16 protein-coding genes and 1 pseudogene are annotated in these 17,641 nt (G+C 56.7%); 6 read left to right on the top strand and 11 right to left on the bottom strand.

All coding sequences use genetic code 11. The annotated features are described in order from the left end of the window. The first annotated feature begins 207 nt into the window (after positions 1–207). The 5 genes and pseudogenes from ACWB12_RS12425 (at position 208) to ACWB12_RS12445 (ending at position 4,209) form a co-directional block, all read left to right on the top strand. Positions 208–1,414, top strand: a pseudogene (locus ACWB12_RS12425) (IS3 family transposase). 774 nt (positions 1,415–2,188) lie between these two features. Beyond that, complete coding sequence (locus ACWB12_RS12430) at positions 2,189–3,061, top strand: S-methyl-5'-thioadenosine phosphorylase (protein ID WP_479530405.1); 873 nt, start codon at positions 2,189–2,191, stop codon at positions 3,059–3,061. Between the two features lie 7 nt (positions 3,062–3,068). Further along, the gene (locus ACWB12_RS12435; RefSeq protein ID WP_479530406.1) at positions 3,069–3,278 is read left to right on the top strand and encodes a hypothetical protein; all 210 of its coding nucleotides are present in this window, start codon (positions 3,069–3,071) and stop codon (positions 3,276–3,278) included. Continuing rightward, a complete protein-coding gene (locus ACWB12_RS12440; protein ID WP_479530407.1) occupies positions 3,233–3,544 on the top strand; it encodes a hypothetical protein in 312 nt (103 codons plus the stop codon). Before ACWB12_RS12435 ends, ACWB12_RS12440 begins: the two co-directional genes overlap by 46 nt. 134 nt (positions 3,545–3,678) lie before the next feature. After that, entirely contained in the window at positions 3,679–4,209 is a 531-nt protein-coding gene (locus tag ACWB12_RS12445) for an adenine phosphoribosyltransferase (protein ID WP_479530408.1), read from the top strand. 300 nt (positions 4,210–4,509) lie between these two features. On the opposite strand, the gene ACWB12_RS12450 is transcribed toward ACWB12_RS12445, so the two are convergent. From ACWB12_RS12450 to ACWB12_RS12475, 6 genes are all read right to left on the bottom strand, one after another. After that, positions 4,510–6,180 carry an amidase gene (locus ACWB12_RS12450; RefSeq protein WP_479530409.1) on the bottom strand — a complete coding sequence of 557 codons (1,671 nt, stop codon included), beginning with the start codon at positions 6,178–6,180 and terminating at the stop codon, positions 4,510–4,512. Positions 6,181–6,198: 18 nt separating this feature from the next. After that, entirely contained in the window at positions 6,199–7,218 is a 1,020-nt protein-coding gene (locus ACWB12_RS12455) for an ABC transporter ATP-binding protein (RefSeq protein WP_479530410.1), read from the bottom strand. Then, complete coding sequence (locus ACWB12_RS12460; protein WP_479530411.1) at positions 7,215–8,249, bottom strand: ABC transporter ATP-binding protein; 1,035 nt, start codon at positions 8,247–8,249, stop codon at positions 7,215–7,217. Before ACWB12_RS12460 ends, ACWB12_RS12455 begins: the two co-directional genes overlap by 4 nt. Then, positions 8,246–9,142 (bottom strand): ABC transporter permease, encoded by an 897-nt coding sequence (locus ACWB12_RS12465; RefSeq protein ID WP_479530412.1) that lies wholly within the window; start codon positions 9,140–9,142, stop codon positions 8,246–8,248. Before ACWB12_RS12465 ends, ACWB12_RS12460 begins: the two co-directional genes overlap by 4 nt. A gap of 8 nt (positions 9,143–9,150) precedes the next feature. Further along, the gene (locus tag ACWB12_RS12470; protein WP_479530413.1) at positions 9,151–10,098 is read right to left on the bottom strand and encodes an ABC transporter permease; all 948 of its coding nucleotides are present in this window, start codon (positions 10,096–10,098) and stop codon (positions 9,151–9,153) included. 98 nt (positions 10,099–10,196) lie between these two features. After that, positions 10,197–11,780, bottom strand: coding sequence for an ABC transporter substrate-binding protein (locus ACWB12_RS12475; RefSeq protein WP_479530414.1), 1,584 nt, complete (start codon positions 11,778–11,780; stop codon positions 10,197–10,199). A 292-nt stretch (positions 11,781–12,072) separates the two neighbouring features. Between ACWB12_RS12475 and ACWB12_RS12480 the strand changes: the two genes are divergently transcribed. Continuing rightward, on the top strand, positions 12,073–12,627 hold the full coding sequence (locus ACWB12_RS12480) for a hypothetical protein (RefSeq protein WP_479530415.1): 555 nt from the start codon (positions 12,073–12,075) through the stop codon (positions 12,625–12,627). Here ACWB12_RS12480 and ACWB12_RS12485 read toward each other — a convergent pair. The 5 genes from ACWB12_RS12485 to ACWB12_RS12505 form a co-directional block, all read right to left on the bottom strand. After that, positions 12,624–14,042, bottom strand: a complete 1,419-nt coding sequence (locus ACWB12_RS12485; protein WP_479530416.1) for an FAD-binding oxidoreductase — start codon at positions 14,040–14,042, stop codon at positions 12,624–12,626. The genes ACWB12_RS12480 and ACWB12_RS12485 overlap by 4 nt on opposite strands. Before the next feature lie 3 nt (positions 14,043–14,045). After that, positions 14,046–14,630, bottom strand: coding sequence for a GNAT family N-acetyltransferase (locus tag ACWB12_RS12490; protein WP_479530417.1), 585 nt, complete (start codon positions 14,628–14,630; stop codon positions 14,046–14,048). Continuing rightward, positions 14,630–15,889: a M16 family metallopeptidase gene (locus ACWB12_RS12495; RefSeq protein ID WP_479530418.1), complete on the bottom strand. Its 1,260-nt coding sequence runs from the start codon at positions 15,887–15,889 to the stop codon at positions 14,630–14,632. The genes ACWB12_RS12490 and ACWB12_RS12495 overlap by 1 nt, the downstream gene beginning before the upstream one ends. Then, positions 15,886–17,274 (bottom strand): threonine synthase, encoded by a 1,389-nt coding sequence (gene thrC / locus ACWB12_RS12500; RefSeq protein WP_479530419.1) that lies wholly within the window; start codon positions 17,272–17,274, stop codon positions 15,886–15,888. The genes ACWB12_RS12495 and thrC overlap by 4 nt, the downstream gene beginning before the upstream one ends. Before the next feature lies 1 nt (position 17,275). Beyond that, positions 17,276–17,641 (bottom strand): SURF1 family protein (locus ACWB12_RS12505; protein WP_479530420.1); only part of this gene is annotated, 366 nt, incomplete at its 5' end.

Here is a 17,641-nt window from a genome sequence, read left to right on the forward strand (position 1 = left end):
CACCTTGTTCGGCAGTAACGGGCTGATTTTGTTGAATTGTTCTTCCGTTAACCAAAATGGTCCTGACATGAAACCCTCCCTGTTTCATACAGTGAATCATATTTCCATTTATAGGTCTACGCCCTAGGCATCGGGATCGTATTTTGGACCTGTCGCGGAATTGTGCAGCTCCTTTAACCGCGTATTATGCGCAAAAGGAGAACGACTATGGGAACGAAACGCACAGCAGAATTTAGACATGAAGCGGTCAGGATAGCACTGACAAGTGGGCTTACCCGAAAGCAGGTGGCGTCTGATTTTGGTATCGGTTTTTCGACATTGAGCAAGTGGATACAGCAAGACCAGAAGAACCCTGAGAAGCCAGCTGCTCAATCTGATCTGGAGTATGAAAATGCCAAACTCCGTAAGGAAAACAGGCTGCTACGAGAGGAGAGGGAAGTCCTAAAAAAGGCAACACAGTTCTTCGCGAGCCAAAAGCCCTTCTCGGCGATGTAAACATCGCCTGTCAGGCAACGCATGAGGTTTAAGTTTATCGAAGAAAATAGGGCTACGCAGCCGACCGAACGGTTGTGCCAAATAATGAATGTCAGCCCGCGTGGGTACAGAGCCTACCGGTCCCGCCCGATAAGCCAGCGTCAACGTGAAGACATGGTTTTGCTAGCCCACATTCGAGAACAGCATCGCCTGAGCCTGCAAAGCTATGGTCGGCCACGGATGACCGAAGAGCTGAAAGAGATTGGCTTGGACGTCGGCCATCCCACTGCCCGGCAGTGGTTTGTTTACAAACCATGAGAGGGGGCGTGTCGGTCGCTTGATGCGCCAAAACAATATATCGATGATCAGGACCCGCAAACACAAGATTACAACTGACAGCAATCATAAGTTCAATATTGCACCAAACCTGCTGAACCAGAATTTTATGGCGGCTCGCCCCAACAAAAAGTGGGTTGTCGACATCAGTTATGTTTGGACCCAAGAAGGGTGGCTGTATCTGGCGGTGGTTCTGGATCTGCATTCCAGGCGTGTGGTTGGCTGGGCCGTCAGCAATCGCATGAAACGTGATCTCGCGATCCGGGCATTGAACATGGCCATTGCTCTACGCAGGCCGCCCAAAGACTGTATCCATCACAGTGATCGTGGAAGCCAATATTGTTCGCATGATTATCAGAAAATTCTGCGCAAGCATGGCTTCAAAGTATCCATGAGCGGCAAAGGTAATTGTTACGACAATGCAGCAATGGAAACCTTCTTCAAAACCATCAAAGCAGAATTGATCTGGCGGCACCCGTGGCATACGCGTCGTGCTGTTGAACTGGCAATCTTTGATTACATAAACGGGTTCTACAATCCTCGCCGCAGACATTCGGCACTAGGCTGGAAAAGCCCCTTGGCATTCGAAAGAAGAGCCGCTTAAATGAGTTCATGGAGCGGCACTAAAGCGGGACAGGTCCATCATGTTCCACTCCTCAGTGGTTACGATGAGCCAAAAATACTCTCTTATCAAATGACGCTATTTGGGCCCAAAAGCGCTGACGTCAGACACAAAGCGGATTATGGATAATGATCTTTACCAAACAAGCTGCATAACCGAAAACTTTGAATTGAAACTACGGTACGACCCCACTGTTTACGATGTATACATAGAACCAGTTCATGTTGAATCGAATTTCGACCGTGACATACCCGCACATAATGGGAGCCATTGTCGGACAGTTTCAATAGAAACGGCTTTACTGCCTGGAAATGGTGTGTTCATGTGGTGGAAATACAAGACTCCAAGCAAATGAAGTAAGGCGATACCTAATTATCACCGATTAACCACGCGTTCAATTATACGTGCTAACCCTTGCAAATACCCCAAAAAGAACATAATTTGGGGGCAAGAAAGCTTATACTAACCTATAGAAGATAGGCAAAAACATGAAAAATATTCGTTTTCTCAGCACAGGTGGCGGGACTGGCTGCTAGCTTCTGCGCCAGAAATTGCTTATGTGCGGGCGGCCAATTGGCCGCCCGCAATACTTTAAGAGCATTCCAATTATTTATCCGACTCATAGAGCAACGTGATTCTACGCATCAAGATTCCCCACCTTAAGGTCTGTGACACCCCCTCACACAGAATGCTTTCAAGCTTTTCCTCCCCACCCTCCTCGTACATAATCCTCCCAACACCATCAGGGGATAGATCATGACAGACACAGTAATCGGCATCATCGGCGGCTCGGGCGTTTATGACATTGACGGGCTGCAAAACGCCACATGGCAAACCGTGGACAGCCCGTGGGGCAATCCCTCGGACGATATCCTGACCGGCACGCTGGATGGCGTCAAAATGGCGTTCCTGCCCCGCCACGGTCGCGGCCATATCCATTCCCCCACCACGGTCCCCTATCGCGCCAACATCGACGCGCTGAAACGGCTCGGGGTCACCGATGTGATCTCGGTCTCGGCCTGCGGGTCGTTCCGTGATGAAATGGCCCCCGGTGATTTTGTCATTATCGACCAGTTCATCGACCGCACCTTCGCGCGTGAAAAATCCTTCTTTGGCACCGGCTGCGTCGCCCATATCTCGGTCGCACACCCGACCTGCCCGCGCCTGTCGGACGCTTGTGAGGTAGCCGCCAAGGACGCGGGCATCAAGGTCCACAAAGGCGGCACCTATCTGGCGATGGAAGGCCCGCAATTTTCCACGCTGGCCGAAAGCAAACTGTACCGCGAGGTTTGGGGCTGCGACGTGATCGGCATGACCAACATGCCCGAAGCCAAACTGGCCCGCGAGGCCGAACTCTGCTACGCCTCGGTCGCGATGATCACCGACTACGACAGCTGGCACCCCGACCACGGCGAGGTGGACGTCACCCAGATCATCAAAACCCTGACCGGCAACGCCGACAAGGCCCGCAATCTGGTGGCCCGCCTGCCCGCCCTGCTGGGGGCCGAACGCAAACCTTGCGAACACCACTGCGACCGCGCCCTTGAATACGCCATCCTAACCGCACCCGACGCCCGCGATCCGGCATTGATGGCCAAACTGGGTGCTGTGGCGGGGCGCGTTTTGTAGCCCCGACATGACCCGCTTCACCCAAATCCCCGCACAAACGCGCGGTATCCTGTTGCTGATCATGACGATCTTTACCTTTACCGTGCTGGACCTGACTGCCAAGTCCCTGATCGACCCACCAACAGCCCACTTCCCGCCCACGCCCACAAATACTTCCGCATCTGGTTCGCCTTGGACTGGCCCGCCTTCATCACCCAGACAGGCATTTTCTGGATGATGGTCACCCGCCCCGATCTCTGGGACTATCCCTTTCTTCTTGCCCTAAGCACCTCCGCCGCAGACCCACCCGAGCGCAAGCGAGATATCAAGCGGCCCGATAGGGCTTCCGTTAAACTGCTCTTGTCTCACAGCACAAAACCCTACCTGCAAGATCTCCTAAAGGGACCATATACGCGCCTGACCGGACTCGACATCGCCCGTTTTTATCACAGTCATCGGTATGGCGCTGGATCACACTGGAATACAGCGATTTCTGGGCGCTAAAGGGCTCCCTCTTCTCCCTCGCAATCTTCACGGCTTTGCGACATTAACGTCGTTGTATGCGCGGGCTTGGTCCCGTATCAATCCACGGGGCCACTGGAAGCCCTGATGCGCAAGATCACCGAAGGGCACACCAAATGAAAACCGTCAAAGACTACATCCGCACCATCGTCGACTTCCCGCACGAGGGCATAATGTTTCGCGATGTCACCACCCTGTTTGCCGACCCGCGCGGGTTTCGCATGGCGATCGACCAGATGCTGCACCCCTATGCGGGTATGCAAATCGACAAGGTTGTCGGCCTAGAGGCGCGCGGTTTCATCCTCGGCGGCGCCATCGCGCACCAGTTGACCGTCGGCTTTGTGCCCATCCGCAAAAAGGGCAAACTGCCAGGGGCCGTGATCTCCGAGGCCTACACGCTGGAATACGGCGAAGCGGTGATGGAAATCCACGATGACGCCATCAAGGCAGGCGAGCGCATTCTGGTGGTCGACGATTTGCTGGCCACCGGCGGCACCGCAGCGGCGGGGATCAAACTGATTGAACGGCTGGGCGGCGAGATCGTCAGCACCTCGTTTATCATTGATCTGCCGGAATTGGGCGGGCGCAAAGTGCTGGAAGACATGGGCATGGACGTGCAAGTGCTGTGCGAATTCGAGGGCGCTTAAAACAGAAGACCGTAAACCCATTTTTAATCAGAATCGCTCTATAGATATCTTGTCTGTTTGGGAGCAGACTCTGTTTGCAAAACAAAGATGAGCGCCCCGTCACCCCCGACGGGGCGTTCGCTTGTTTTGGGGGCGTAATTTGGTTGGACAATCTTGGGTTTTGCTGTGTGACCTGCGCCTCAGGTTTCCTCCATTTGGTGGATAGTCCTTAGAATTAGTGCTCTTGCCCCAACCTCGGACCGCCTTAGTCTATATTTTCCCCACTTTAATCAGATTGATAGGCTGGTATTTGCAGTAGGGTTAGAACGAAAAATCCGGGCGTTCTGCGCCGCAATCCAACGCAGCCTCCAGCGCTATTCCAAGCGTTAAAATCCTGCCTTCCTCAAACAGCCGCCCCCACAGTGAAATCCCTTGCGGCACGCGAAACTTGGGGCCTTCATCTTTGGCACCCGGCATGTGGATGCGCCCCGCGCCAAAACCGCCGGGTTCCCGCGTTGGGCTGTCAAACAGGCCTGCGCGCAGGTGCAGGCAGGGGTGTCCGGTGAAATTGCTGGCAACCAGCATTGGACCGGTCATAAACGGGCCAATCAACACGTCAATCTGGGCAAACATTTCATCCAGTGCGTGCATAACTTTCCAGCGCAGCCGGTCGAGTTGAACGTGATCGACCGCAGAAAGAAACCGCGCCCGACGAAAGACATTCGGCCAGGCCGCAGCATCTTGCCATGTCAGCGTGTCATCGCGCCCATCCAGCGTTAATTCCTCAAAGGCGGCGGCGGCTTCGGCGTAGAGAACGTTCATCAGGGATCCGTAAGGTAAATCCGGCAAGGATACCTCGACCACTTCGATCCCCAAACCCCGCGCGGCCTCCAGCGTTGCGTGGTCCAGATCACTAGCCCCTTCACCAAAAGCATCTGCCAGATAACCAAGGCGCAGCCCGTCCAGCCCTGCCTGCGCGTCAAACTGAAGCCCTGCGGCAATTGAGGCCGGATCGCCGGTATTGGCTCCATTCAATGCGGCCAAAACCATTCCGGTATCCTCGACCGAACGACAGATCGGTCCGATTTTATCCATAGACCAGCACAAGGCCATAGCCCCATCGCGCGGAACACGCCCAAAGGTCGGGCGCAGGCCGGTGGTGCCGCACCGCTGACAAGGCGAGGTGATGGACCCCAGCGTTTCGGTCCCAATGGAAAATCCACACAGACCGGCAGCTGTGGCCGCGGCGGAACCGGCACTTGACCCGCTGGAGCCTTCATTCAGGTTCCAAGGGTTACGGCAGCGTCCACCGTACCAGATATCATTATAGGCCAAGGCGCCGAGGGCGGCCTTACCCAGCAACACCGCCCCCGCGTCGCGCAAGCGCTGCACAACGGTCGCGTCTTGATCGGGCACGCGATTTTGATAGGGCTCAGCCCCCCAGCCAGTCTTGATGCCGGCGGTGTCGAACAGGTCTTTCACTGCGTAAGGGATGCCATGCAGCGGGCCAAGCAGCTGACCTTTCTGTAATAACGCGTCAGCCGCACCCGCCTGTTCCAGCGCCAGATCACCTGTCACTGTGGCAAAGCATTCGAGCTTCGGTGCGATCCGCGCAATCCGTTCCAGATAAATCTGGGTCAGTCTGCGGCTGCTTATCGCTTGGGTAGCAATCCAGCCGTGCAGTTGCTTGACCGGCGCAAATGCGATGTCTTCATCATCATCGGGAAGCGGACCAGGGTCAGCGCCTGTCCAGCGCAGATTATCATTGGCGTCGGGCATCTCGAAATCCGGTAGCCTCGGGTCAAACCGGCAGGCCATTGGCTCGGCGTTGTCAAATCGCACGGCACGCAGGTTTTGGGCCGCTGCGATCTGACCGCCGAAATTGTCCAGCATTTGTGCGCGTTCGCTTGCTGTGTAGGTGATGCCCATCAACCGCTCGGCGCTGGCAATATCGTCAAGGGTAATTTCATTGGAATTTTCAGCGTCGGTCATTGTGATCCTCCTTGCATATCAATCTATATCTGTAGCCGGATGAATGTCGGCAAGGTTCCAACACCGAACCAGATGCCCCTCTATAACCGTATCCAGCGACGGTTCAGGCGATTTCCGGCATATATCACTGACATAGGCGCAACGGCTTTGGAACCGGCAACCATCGGGCAGGTTCGCAAGGTCCGGCAAATCGCCCTGCAATATGATGCGGTTTCGCGCGACATTGGGGTCCGGTAGCGGTAGGGCAGACAATAGCGCCATAGAATAGGGATGCTGCGGGTTGGCATAGAATTCCTCGTTATCTGCCAGTTCAACGATCTGTCCCAAATACATAACCGCCACCCGATCAGCCACATGTTGGATAACGCTAAGGTCATGGCTGATAAACAGGTATGTCAGGTTCAGCCGTGCCTGAAGTTCAGCCAGCAGGTTGATAATTTGCGCCTGAATGGACACATCCAGCGCGGAAACCGGCTCATCCAGAATCAACAGCTTGGGTTCCAGTGCAAGGGCGCGGGCAATGCCGATGCGCTGGCGCTGACCGCCGGAAAATTCGTGCGGGTAGCGGTCGGCAAATTCGGGCCGCAGCCCCACGGTTTGCAACAGGTCCAGCACCTTGGCGCGTCTTGTGTCACGGTTGCCGACCTTGTGGATCACCAGCGGTTCTTCGATCAGCGCAAAGGCGGTCATGCGCGGGTTGAGCGAGGCAAAGGGATCCTGAAACACGCTTTGTATATCGGCGCGCAGGCTCAATAACGCGCGATGATCAAGGTTCAGGATGTCACGCCCCTCGAACAGGACTTCGCCGGATGTGGCGGGCAACAGGCGGGCAACAACACGGCCCAAAGTGGATTTGCCGCAGCCACTTTCACCGACCAGCCCCAGAGTTTCACCAGCCTTGATATCCAGCGTTATCCCGTCCACCGCACGCAACTGGCCGGATGTGCCTGAGAGCAACCCGTCGCTCACGCTGAAATAGCGTTTCAGGTCCTTTAATTGCAGGATCGGGGTGGCGGGTTTGGTTGCAGTATCCATCATGCTGGTGGCTCCGGATGATGCAGCCAGCAACGCACGCGACGGGTTTTGTCGGATGTTTGGTACAACGGTGGTTCAGTGCGCGCACATGGCGTAAAGGCCGCAGGACACCGGTCGCGGTAACGACAGCCGGTGGGCAGGTGCAGCAGGTTCGGAACGATGCCGGGGATCGCCTTGAGTGCGGTGCCACGCGAATGCCCGTGGGGAATGGATTGAAGCAACCCTTGGGTATAGGGGTGCAATGGTTCCTCGAAAAGGTCGCCAACTGTGGCTTCTTCCATCACCACGCCCGCATACATCACGGCCACCTTTTGCGCCATTTCGGCAATCACGCCCATGTCGTGGGTGATCAGCAGGATGGCCGCGCCATCGGTGTTCTTTAGATCGATCATCAGATCTAGGATTTGCGCCTGCACGGTGACATCCAGCGCGGTTGTGGGCTCGTCCGCCAGCAACAGACTGGGTGCGCAGGCCATGGCCATAGCGATCATCACCCGCTGGCGCATACCGCCGGACAGTTGATGCGGGAATTCGCGCACCCGCTGTTTGGGGGATCCGATACCGACGCGGTCCAGCAATTCAACGGCTTGCTCATTCGCCTCAGTCTTGGTCATATTGCGGTGCAGTTGTAGCGCTTCGGCGATTTGCCAGCCGACCCGAAACACAGGGTTCAGCGAGGTCATTGGTTCCTGAAAGATCATCGAGATGATATCACCACGAATTTTGCGCATCTCGGCGTGGGATTTTGCCAGCAAATCGCCGTGGTCTTGCAACTGAACCGACCCGCCAACAATCCGGCCCGGGCGTCGTATCAGGCCCATGATGGAAAGTGCGGTGACGGATTTACCTGACCCGCTTTCCCCCACAACGCCAAATACCTCGCCCGCTGACAGCGATAGGGACACGTCATCCACAGCCCGCAAGGTGCCAGCGTGGGTCGCAAATTCGGTGGTGAGGTTTCTGACCTCTAACAGTGGCGATGGTGCCGATGTCAGAGTGTCCAGCTCATGTGGGTTCGGTTGTGCCGCCATCATGACTCTCGCATGCGGGGATCAAGCGCGTCACGCAACCCGTCGCCCAGCAGATTGAAACCCAGAACCGTCAGGAATATCGCCAAGCCGGGCAAATAGGATGTGTGCGGGGCCGCCGATAGATACTGCCGCCCGCTGGCCAGCATAGTGCCCCAGTCCGATGTCGGGGGCTGCACCCCGAGGCCCAGAAACGACAGGGCGGCAGCGGCGGTGATCATAAAGCCAAGGTTGATGGTGGTGGCCACGACCAGCGTTGACAGGCTGTTCAGCAAAATGTGGCGAAACAGGATGCGGGTGTGACCGGCGCCCATGCCTTTGGCGGCCAGCACAAAATCGGATTCCCGCAACGTAAGGGTCGAGCCGCGGATGATGCGCGCAAAGAACGGCACGTTGACCAACGCAATGGCCAGCATCCCGTTTAACAAACCAGGGCCAAGGATAGCGATCACCGTAAGGGCCAGCAGGAAGTAGGGAAACGCCATCAACACGTCGATGCCGCGCGATATGATCGTGTCGGTCCAGCCCAGAAAATACCCGCTGACTAGCCCCAGTATTGTGCCGGTGATCATGGCAATCAGCGTGGCGGCCAAGGACACCGTTAACGTGATGCGCGCGCCCCAGAACATCCGGCTAAGGATGTCGCGGCCCAGCTCATCCGCGCCCAGCAAATGGCCCGGCGTTCCAATTGGGGAAAGCCTGATCGACGTATCAACCGCATCCGGGTCTTGTAGTGGTAGATAGGGTGCCGAGAGGGCCATAAACACGGCGGCCAGCACCAGCATGCCACCCACCAACGATAGGCGGTTTTTCCGCAATCGCGCCAGAACCGATTGACGGGCGGGTGTGTCGGGCGGGGCCTCTGCCCGCGCGGGTTGATCTGTTAAAATATCGCTCATCCGGCCCCTCAGGAATATCTGATGCGCGGGTCTAGCCACGCATAAATCAAATCAACCGCCAAGTTGATGAACACAAAACTCATCGCGATGATCAGCACCCCGCCCTGCACCATCGGGTAGTCACGCGCCTGAATGGCACGCACCATCATCTGGCCCAGACCAGGCCATGAAAACACCGCCTCGGTGATCACTGATCCGCCCAGCAGATAACCGATCTGCATCCCCAGAACCGTGATAATAGTGATGGATGCATTGCGCAGCGCGTGGACCCAGACAACGCGGCGCTCGCCTACGCCCTTGGCCCGTGCGGTGCGCACGTAATCCTGCTGGATCACCTCTAGCATCGCGGATCGGGTCATGCGGGCAAGGATCGCTGCCGAAACGGCGCCCAGCGTGATCGCGGGCATCAATAGATGGCGCAACAGGTCAAAGAAATCGCCGCCACGGGCGGGATACATCCCCGATGAGGGCAGGATTTGCAGGCCCATGGCAAATATCAGAATGGCGGCAATGCCGGTGAAAAACGTTGGCATACTAAGTCCGGCAAGCGCGATCAGCATGGCCACTGAATCAAACATGGACTGGTGAAAAACAGCCGCCAGAATTCCGATGCCAATGCCGAAAACGATTGCAAATACCAGCGCACCACTGGTCAGGATCAGGGTGTTTTTGAAACGCTTTATGATCTCGGGCCTGACTTCGCGGTTCAACACCACCGAGCGGCCAAAATCGCCCTTGATTATGCGCCCCGCCCACGCCCCGTATTGCACCACCAATGGCCGGTCCAGCCCCATATCGTGGCGTAAAATCGCGACCGATTCCGGCGTTGCCTCGGACCCGAGCAACAGATCAGCCGGATCGCCCGGGGACAGATGCAGCATGGAAAACACCAATACGGATATGCCAAACAGCACCGGAATAGTCTGGGCCAACCGTTTCAGAATATAGGTCCGCATGAAGTTCCCTTATTTGGCACCTCGATAGATGCCCGTGGAAAAGAAGGGCGACCGGTTGGCCGCCCGTTCCAGTTATTACAGATCAGCGCCCCCTGCGGTTACTGTTCAAAGGTAGCGCCCTCAACAACAAGGTCGAAATTGGGCGACACCAGGAACCCTTTCAGTTTGGAACTGTGGGCAATAATTTGCGAGCCATGATCAACAAATATCCACGGCGCATCTTCTGCAATCAATGCCTGCGCCTTAAGGTACATTTCGCGCCTTTGTGCCGGATCGCTGATGCGCTGTGCCCCGACCACCAATTTATCGACCTCTTCGTTCTTGTACGAACCGGCGTTCCAGCCGGGCGGGGAATTGGCCGAATTGAGCAACATATTCATCACAATATCAGGGTCGCCATTGGGCGGGTTCCATGACATTTGCGCCATTTGCGGATGCTCGCGATAGGCCTTAAGGTAGGCCCCCCATTCCATCGTCTTGATGTTGCAATTGATCCCCACAGCAGCCAGATTGGCCTGAATGAACGTGCCCATTTCAACCGGCGCCTGCATGCCAGAGCCGCTTTCCGGCACCATGAATTCACAATTGCCAAATCCGTCTGGATACCCCGCTTGTGCCAGCAATTCCCGAGCCTTATCAGGATCATAGGAGTATTGGCGCACATCTGCGTTATGCATATCGCCATAACCTGGCGACAGCGGTCCGGTCGAAACCACAGCTGTGCCCTGTAAAATATCCTTAACGATACCTTCCTTGTTGACCGCATAGTTCATCGCGCGGCGCACCAGCACATTGTCAAAAGGTGGATCCGACAATTGCGTATTTAGCACAACAAACCAGACATGTGCGCTCGGCCCTTGTTTCACCACCACATCCGGATTTGCTTCCAGATCGGCTAAACTGTCGAACGGCACGTCCACCGTCAGATCAATTTCGCCGGTTGTCACCGCACTCAGGCGCGCGGCAGGCTCCACAATCGGCACATAAATGATCTTCTCGATTTCCGGTGCACCCCCCCAATAGTTTGCATTGGCGCTTAGCGTGGCGCGGATGCCGGGCTCCCATTCATCCAGCTTGTAAGGGCCGGTTCCCGCCGGAAACTGCCCAACATCATCGCCGTATTTGGTCAGGGCCGCCGGACTGATAATCTTCATCGTCATGCCCGTCACACGCGCTAGAAATGGCCCGCTTGGATTATTTAGCGTGATGCGCAGCGTCAGATCATCAATCACTTCAATCGTGTCGACCGGCCCCAAATAGGCTTTGGCCCCGCGATAGGTCAGCGCCCCGTGCGCCGGATGGTTTTTATCACGCTGGCGCTCAAAGCTGAACTTTACCGCGTCGGCATTGAAATCGGTGCCGTCATGGAATTTGACGCCTGCACGCAGTTTGAAAATGTATTCCAGCCCGTCCTCCGACACTTCCCAGCTTTCGGCCAGTCGTGGCTCCAGATCATAGGTGCCGTATTTAATACCAATCAAACCCTCATAGATCCTGCGCACAACGCGCGCGGTATTCAGGTCACTGATTTGCGTCGGATCGAAGGTAACCGGCTCAGCTTGCAGCCCGACAACGATGGTGTCGTCGCTTCCGGCAAAACCGGTCGTGGCCATTGGAAACAGCATCGCTGACGCAAGCAGCGCTCCAATCAATGAATTGCGGATTTTTCTTTTGGTTTTCATAGATAACCCCCCTTGAAAATATATGTCAGACAGGCAGCATTGTTCGCGCAAAAATGCTTAAGGCAGGCAATTGCGTTAGCGCCAACATAGCCCATTATTAACGCGTTTATCAAAAAAGTCAAAGAGGCGGCGGATGTCGTGAATTGATTAACCCATTGATATACATTCAATAATTCTAATTTATAGCCTGCATCACGCCCAATCACAATCGCCCCCTGTTCCTAGACACCCCCTCTATTACCCGCTATTCCAGTCCGAACCCGTATCAAAAAACGGCCCAATTGGAGTAGACATGATCAACAAAATCGCAGGCATGATATCGCTGCTGGTAATCCTGATCGTCAGCGGCTGTTCTAGCCCCCCTCCCACTCCGACTGACCGGCAAATCGTGGAACTGGCCAGCGCCATTCGCGCCCTTGGCCCCGATGTTGATCCCGCCGAGGCACAGCGCGCCGCCCACATCGCCTATACCTATCCGCTGCAACTGGCGCAGGAATACCAAATCACGGATTCCCCGATTATTCACAACATCAAGGTCAATCGCGGCACACGTCCGCGCGGGTTGTGCTGGCATTGGGCGCAGGATATGGAAACGCGCCTCGCCCAAGAGGATTTCCAGACGCTGGACCTGCACCGCGCCATTGGCAATTCCGAGGTCGCCCTGCGGATTGACCACAGCACCGTCATTATCAGCGCCAAAGGCGATACAATGAACGAGGGGTTGGTTCTGGACCCTTGGCGCTGGGGCGGCAAGCTGTTTTGGGGCGAGCCGCTGGCCGATACCAAATACGAATGGATTCCGCGCGCAACGGTTTTTGAGCTAAAACGCCAGCGGGCAAGAAACTAGGTTTTATTGCCAAACAGTGCGCCCGGGTTCATGATCCCGACTGGATCAAGTGCCCCCTTAAGGCTGCGCATCGCTGCCAGCATCACTGGATCACCATACCGCGCCAGATCAGCCACCTTCATCCGTCCGACCCCGTGTTCGGCACTGAAGGATCCGCCCAGTTCAGCCACCAGATCATGCACCACATCGGTGATTGTGCGGCGCAAATGGTCGTAATCCTCACGGGTATGCCCGCGTTGCGGGAACATGTTGTAATGCAGATTGCCATCGCCCAGATGCCCGAAACAATTGATCCTGAAATCACCCAAAGCCGCCAATGCCTCGCCCCCGCGTGCGATAAACTCGGGCACCAGCCCCAAAGGGACCGAAATGTCGTGTGACGCGATCGAACCAACCTGCTTGTTGGCCTCCGGAACACTCTCGCGCACCGCCCAGAACTCGGCCCGCTGTGCTGCGTTTTGCGCGATCAAACCATCGCTGACCAGCCCCTGTTCATGCGCCGCAACGAACAGCGCCTCCAGCATCGCATTGGCGTCCTGCCCCCGCGCGACGCCCAGATCAATCAGCACCATCCATTCGGGTGCGTCAGTAAACGGTTGGCGCACATCCGGCATCGTTTCAGCCAAAAACGCCAACCCCATGCCGTTGATCAGCTCAAACGCCGAAACGGTCTCGCCACAGTGCTCTTGCGCCAAAGCCAACAACGCCAGCGCGGCGGGCGGATCAGACACCACGATCAGAGCTGCACCCTCGGATGCAGGCTGCGGGAACAGGCGCAGGGATGCCGCCGTGATCACCCCCAGCGTGCCTTCCGCCCCGATCAGCAGATCACGTAGATCATAGCCGGTGTTATCCTTACGCAGACGTTTCAGCCCGTGCCAGATTTCGCCACTGGGCAGAACCGCTTCCAGCCCCAGACACAGGGCGCGTGCATTGCCATAGCGCAACACATTCACCCCGCCCGCGTTGGTTGCAAGGTTACCGCCGATCTGGCACGACCCTTGCGCAGCCAACGTTAGTGGAAACAGACGCCCTGCCTCTTCGGCCGCGTCCTGAACATCCTGTAAAACCGCCCCCGCCTCGGCCACCAGCACGTTTTCATCCGGCCAAACGGACCGCACCTTGCGCATCCGTTCCAGCGACAGGATTACAGGTGCTGGGCCATCCGGCATCACCTGCCCGCCGACCAGCCCCGTTCCGCCCCCGTATGGCACAATCCCGACAGATGCAGCGCCACAGGCCCGCACGACAGTCGCAACCTCGTCCACACTTGCAGGAGTCAGCAATAATCCAGCCACCCCCGCATAACGCCCGCGTGGCTCTTCCAGATATTTAGCCGTCAGGGGGCGAAATGCGGCATCAGGCAATTGCCCGCGCAGGCCGCTCTCGAATTCTTCTGTGACAGCGTTCAGCATCGCTTACCCCACATCTGTCTTGCCGCGCCTATCGCCTCGCAGGTTGGCGTATAAAACATGATTGCGCCAGCGCCCGTCAATTTGCAAATAACTCTGCGCCACGCCCTCGTATTTGAAACCGGATTTCTCCAACACCCCGCGCGACGGTTTGTTTTCCGGCAAACACGCCGCCTCGATCCGGCTTAGGTCCAGCGTGGTGAACGCGTAGTGCACCAGTGCTGCAATCGCCTCGCTCATGTATCCCGCCCGCGCGAACGGCGCCCCTATCCAGTAGCCCAACGTGCCTGCCTGTGCCGGCCCGCGCCGGATATTATCCAGCGTGATCGCACCCAATAGCACCCCGTCCTCGCGCCGTTCCAAAAACACCGGCACCGCCGATCCTGCATTCAACGACCGATGCGACCAGTAAACCCGATTGCTATACCCCTTGCGCGACAGATGATCCTTGCTCCAGGTCGGCTCCCACTGGGTTAAAAACCCCTCACTGCCCCGCCGCAATCCGGTCCAGCTGCGAAAATCGGAATGTTGCGGCGCACGCAAAATCATCAGCTCTGTTTCAATACGGATTTTGCGCCGACGCCCCAACATCAGGCCACCAGTCGCGCTTTTAGATCGGCCAATGTAGGCGCATCCTGCACAGGACCATAAAGCGCCATCGCGGCGTTGGCATTAGTCAGTCCGCCAGCAAAATCACGCACCTTGCGGGTATCGACCGCATCAATCATCGCCACGGTTTCCGCCAGTGGCGGCACCCGGTCCCAGACCGCCACCAACCGCGCCAGACGCTCGGCGCGGTTGGCAGGGCTTTCCAGCCCCATCAACAATCCAGCCTTCATCTGGGCGCGTGCCCGTTCGACCTCGGCGTCCGACATATCATCAGCCGCACGCTTGATCTCGTCCACCGTCAGACTCGCCAATTCTCCCAGTTGCTCGCCGCTGGTGCCCGCATAAATCGTCATCATGCCGCTGTCGGCAAAAGCACCGGCCTGGGCAAAAATAGAATAACATAATCCGCGCTTTTCACGCACTTCTTGAAACAGCCGCGATGACATGCCACCACCAAAGGCCGAGGCAAAAATCTGCGCGGTGTAGATTTCAGGGTCACGGTAATCCGGCCCCTCAAGCGACAGCGTAAAATGCGCTTGTTCAAGGTCTTTGACTTCGTGTTTTTCACCCCCCGTAAACCGCGCCAGATCAACGTCGGCACTAGAACGGGGCGCAAGGTGGGCAAACAACCGTTCAGCCTCGCGCACAATGGTATCATGGTCCACAGCCCCTGCCGCAGATAGGATCATCTCTGACGGCCCGTAACGCTCGGCCACAAAGCCCTGCAAATCGGCACGGTTAAACGCCTTGACCCGCTCGGCCGGCCCCAAAATTGTGCGGCCGATAGATTGTTTCGGGTAGGATGCCTCTTGCAGCCAGTCAAAAACCACATCGTCCGGCGTGTCCAGAGACTGGCCGATTTCCTGCAGGATAACCCCACGCTCGACCTCGATTTCCTTTGGGTCAAACACCGGATTAAGCAGGATATCCGAGATCACGTCCAGCCCCAGCCCCACGTCCTGTCCCAGAACCCGCACGTAATAGGCGGTCATTTCGCGGCTGGTATAGGCGTTGATAAACCCGCCAACATCTTCAATTGCCTCGGCAATTTCCAATGCACTACGGCTTGTTGTGCCCTTGAATGCCATATGTTCCAGAAAATGCGCAATGCCGTTTTGCTCAATGCGCTCGTGGCGACCACCGGCTGTCACCCAGATGCCAAGCGATGCCGATTCAAGGCTCGGCATGTTTTCAGTAACGATGCGAAATCCGTTGTCCAGCGTGTGAAATTCAACACTCACGATTTGATACGCTCGCGGATCAATGTGGTCAGTTCAACCAGATCATTACCCACTTGGGTGAACCGTTCGGGTTTCTCAAACAAGTCCCCCATGCGGGCGGGCAATGGCGGATGGATGCCGCAGGCCTCCTCCACTGCTGCGGGGAATTTGGCAGGATGCGCCGTGGCCAGTGTGATCATCGGCTCGGCCCCCAAATGTTCCTGCGCGACCTTCACAGCCACCGCCGAATGCGGGCATAAAACCTCGCCAGTTCGCGTCAACATATCCTTGATGGTCGCGGATGTTTCGGCCTCGCTTGCGCGTCCCGAAATAAATGTCTCGCGCAACACATCAATCGCCCCTTGGGACACCTTGAATTCGCCGTTTTCCTTCAACTCGTCCATGACTTGGGTCACCGCCCCGCCGTCGCGCCCGTAAGCATCAAACAGCACCCGTTCGAAATTCGACGAGACTTGAATATCCATCGACGGGCTGATTGATGCCGTCACCCCTTTGGTGCTGTAAGCCCCTGTTTGCAATGTCCGATGCAGGATGTCGTTCTGGTTTGTGGCGATCACCAATTTATCAATCGGCAAACCCATTTTACGCGCGATGTAGCCCGCGAATATATCGCCGAAATTGCCCGTCGGCACGGTGAAACTGACCGCACGATGCGGCGCGCCCAACGCTGTTGCCGCGCTGAAATAGTAGACCACCTGGGCCAGAACGCGGCCCCAGTTGATCGAATTAACCCCCGCCAGTCGCACCTCGTCGCGGAACTTAAAATCATTGAACATATCCTTTAGCCGCGCTTGGCAATCGTCAAAATCACCCGCTACAGCCAGCGCGTGGATGTTGCTATCCGCGGGCGTGGTCATCTGGCGGCGCTGCACGTCTGACACGCGGCCATGTGGATACATGATAAACACATCCACCGAATCCAAACCGGCAAACGCTTCAATCGCGGCAGAACCAGTATCACCCGAAGTCGCGCCGACAATCGTCACCCGCTCGCCGCGTTTGGCCAATGCTGCCTGAAACAGCTGACCGATCAATTGCATGGCGAAATCCTTGAACGCCAATGTGGGGCCGTGGAACAGCTCCAGCAGAAAATGGTTCGGCCCCAGTTGCACCAGCGGTGCCCGCGCATCATGGCCAAAGCCGTCATAAGCCCGCCCGATGATCTGGGCAAATTCGCTATCACCAAAACTGCCCTCGACAAACGGGCGCATCACTCGATAGGCGATTTCCTCATAAGGTAGCCCCGCCAGCGCTGCGATATCGCCGCGCGCCATCACCGGAACCTCGGTCGGCACGTACAACCCCCCGTCACGCGCCAACCCCGTCAGCATCGCCTCTTCAAAGCTCAGGTCAGGGGCTTGCCCGCGGGTCGAAATATATCGCATGTCACTTTGCCTTTACAGTTCTTTCGCGCCTGATACGCCAGATCAGATACGCTGTCATCCCCAACCATACAACCGCCAGCCCAAACCATGTCACCACATATTCCAGATGGCGGTTCGGAATACCAATGCTAGTCACTGGAAACGGGCTGGTGACCAGCACCGCCTCGTTACTGTAGCGCTGCACAACCAGCACAGGTTCGGTGCCCAGCGCCTTGGCCATTGCGCCAATATCACGGGCAAACCAGATCGCCGCGCCCAAGTCCGGCGCGGGGGTCGCGCTGTTAATCTCGTCTGGCCAATGCAGATTACCGATGATCTCGGCGGCCACCTCGGGGCGCGGCGCATCTTTGGCTGCAATCGCCACAAA

It is taken from the genome of Profundibacter sp. (assembly GCF_056498605.1).

Excerpts from the sequence above, each read along its gene's own strand:
- ACWB12_RS12430 (WP_479530405.1), top strand. The coding sequence starts at position 2,189 with ATGACAGACACAGTAATCGGCATCATCGGCGGCTCGGGCGTTTATGAC.
- ACWB12_RS12435 (WP_479530406.1), top strand. The coding sequence starts at position 3,069 with ATGACCCGCTTCACCCAAATCCCCGCACAAACGCGCGGTATCCTGTTG.
- ACWB12_RS12445 (WP_479530408.1), top strand. The coding sequence starts at position 3,679 with ATGAAAACCGTCAAAGACTACATCCGCACCATCGTCGACTTCCCGCAC.
- ACWB12_RS12450 (WP_479530409.1), bottom strand. The coding sequence starts at position 6,180 with ATGACCGACGCTGAAAATTCCAATGAAATTACCCTTGACGATATTGCC.
- ACWB12_RS12455 (WP_479530410.1), bottom strand. The coding sequence starts at position 7,218 with ATGATGGATACTGCAACCAAACCCGCCACCCCGATCCTGCAATTAAAG.
- ACWB12_RS12460 (WP_479530411.1), bottom strand. The coding sequence starts at position 8,249 with ATGATGGCGGCACAACCGAACCCACATGAGCTGGACACTCTGACATCG.
- ACWB12_RS12465 (WP_479530412.1), bottom strand. The coding sequence starts at position 9,142 with ATGAGCGATATTTTAACAGATCAACCCGCGCGGGCAGAGGCCCCGCCC.
- ACWB12_RS12470 (WP_479530413.1), bottom strand. The coding sequence starts at position 10,098 with ATGCGGACCTATATTCTGAAACGGTTGGCCCAGACTATTCCGGTGCTG.
- ACWB12_RS12475 (WP_479530414.1), bottom strand. The coding sequence starts at position 11,780 with ATGAAAACCAAAAGAAAAATCCGCAATTCATTGATTGGAGCGCTGCTT.
- ACWB12_RS12480 (WP_479530415.1), top strand. The coding sequence starts at position 12,073 with ATGATCAACAAAATCGCAGGCATGATATCGCTGCTGGTAATCCTGATC.
- ACWB12_RS12485 (WP_479530416.1), bottom strand. The coding sequence starts at position 14,042 with ATGCTGAACGCTGTCACAGAAGAATTCGAGAGCGGCCTGCGCGGGCAA.
- ACWB12_RS12490 (WP_479530417.1), bottom strand. The coding sequence starts at position 14,630 with ATGTTGGGGCGTCGGCGCAAAATCCGTATTGAAACAGAGCTGATGATT.
- thrC (WP_479530419.1), bottom strand. The coding sequence starts at position 17,274 with ATGCGATATATTTCGACCCGCGGGCAAGCCCCTGACCTGAGCTTTGAA.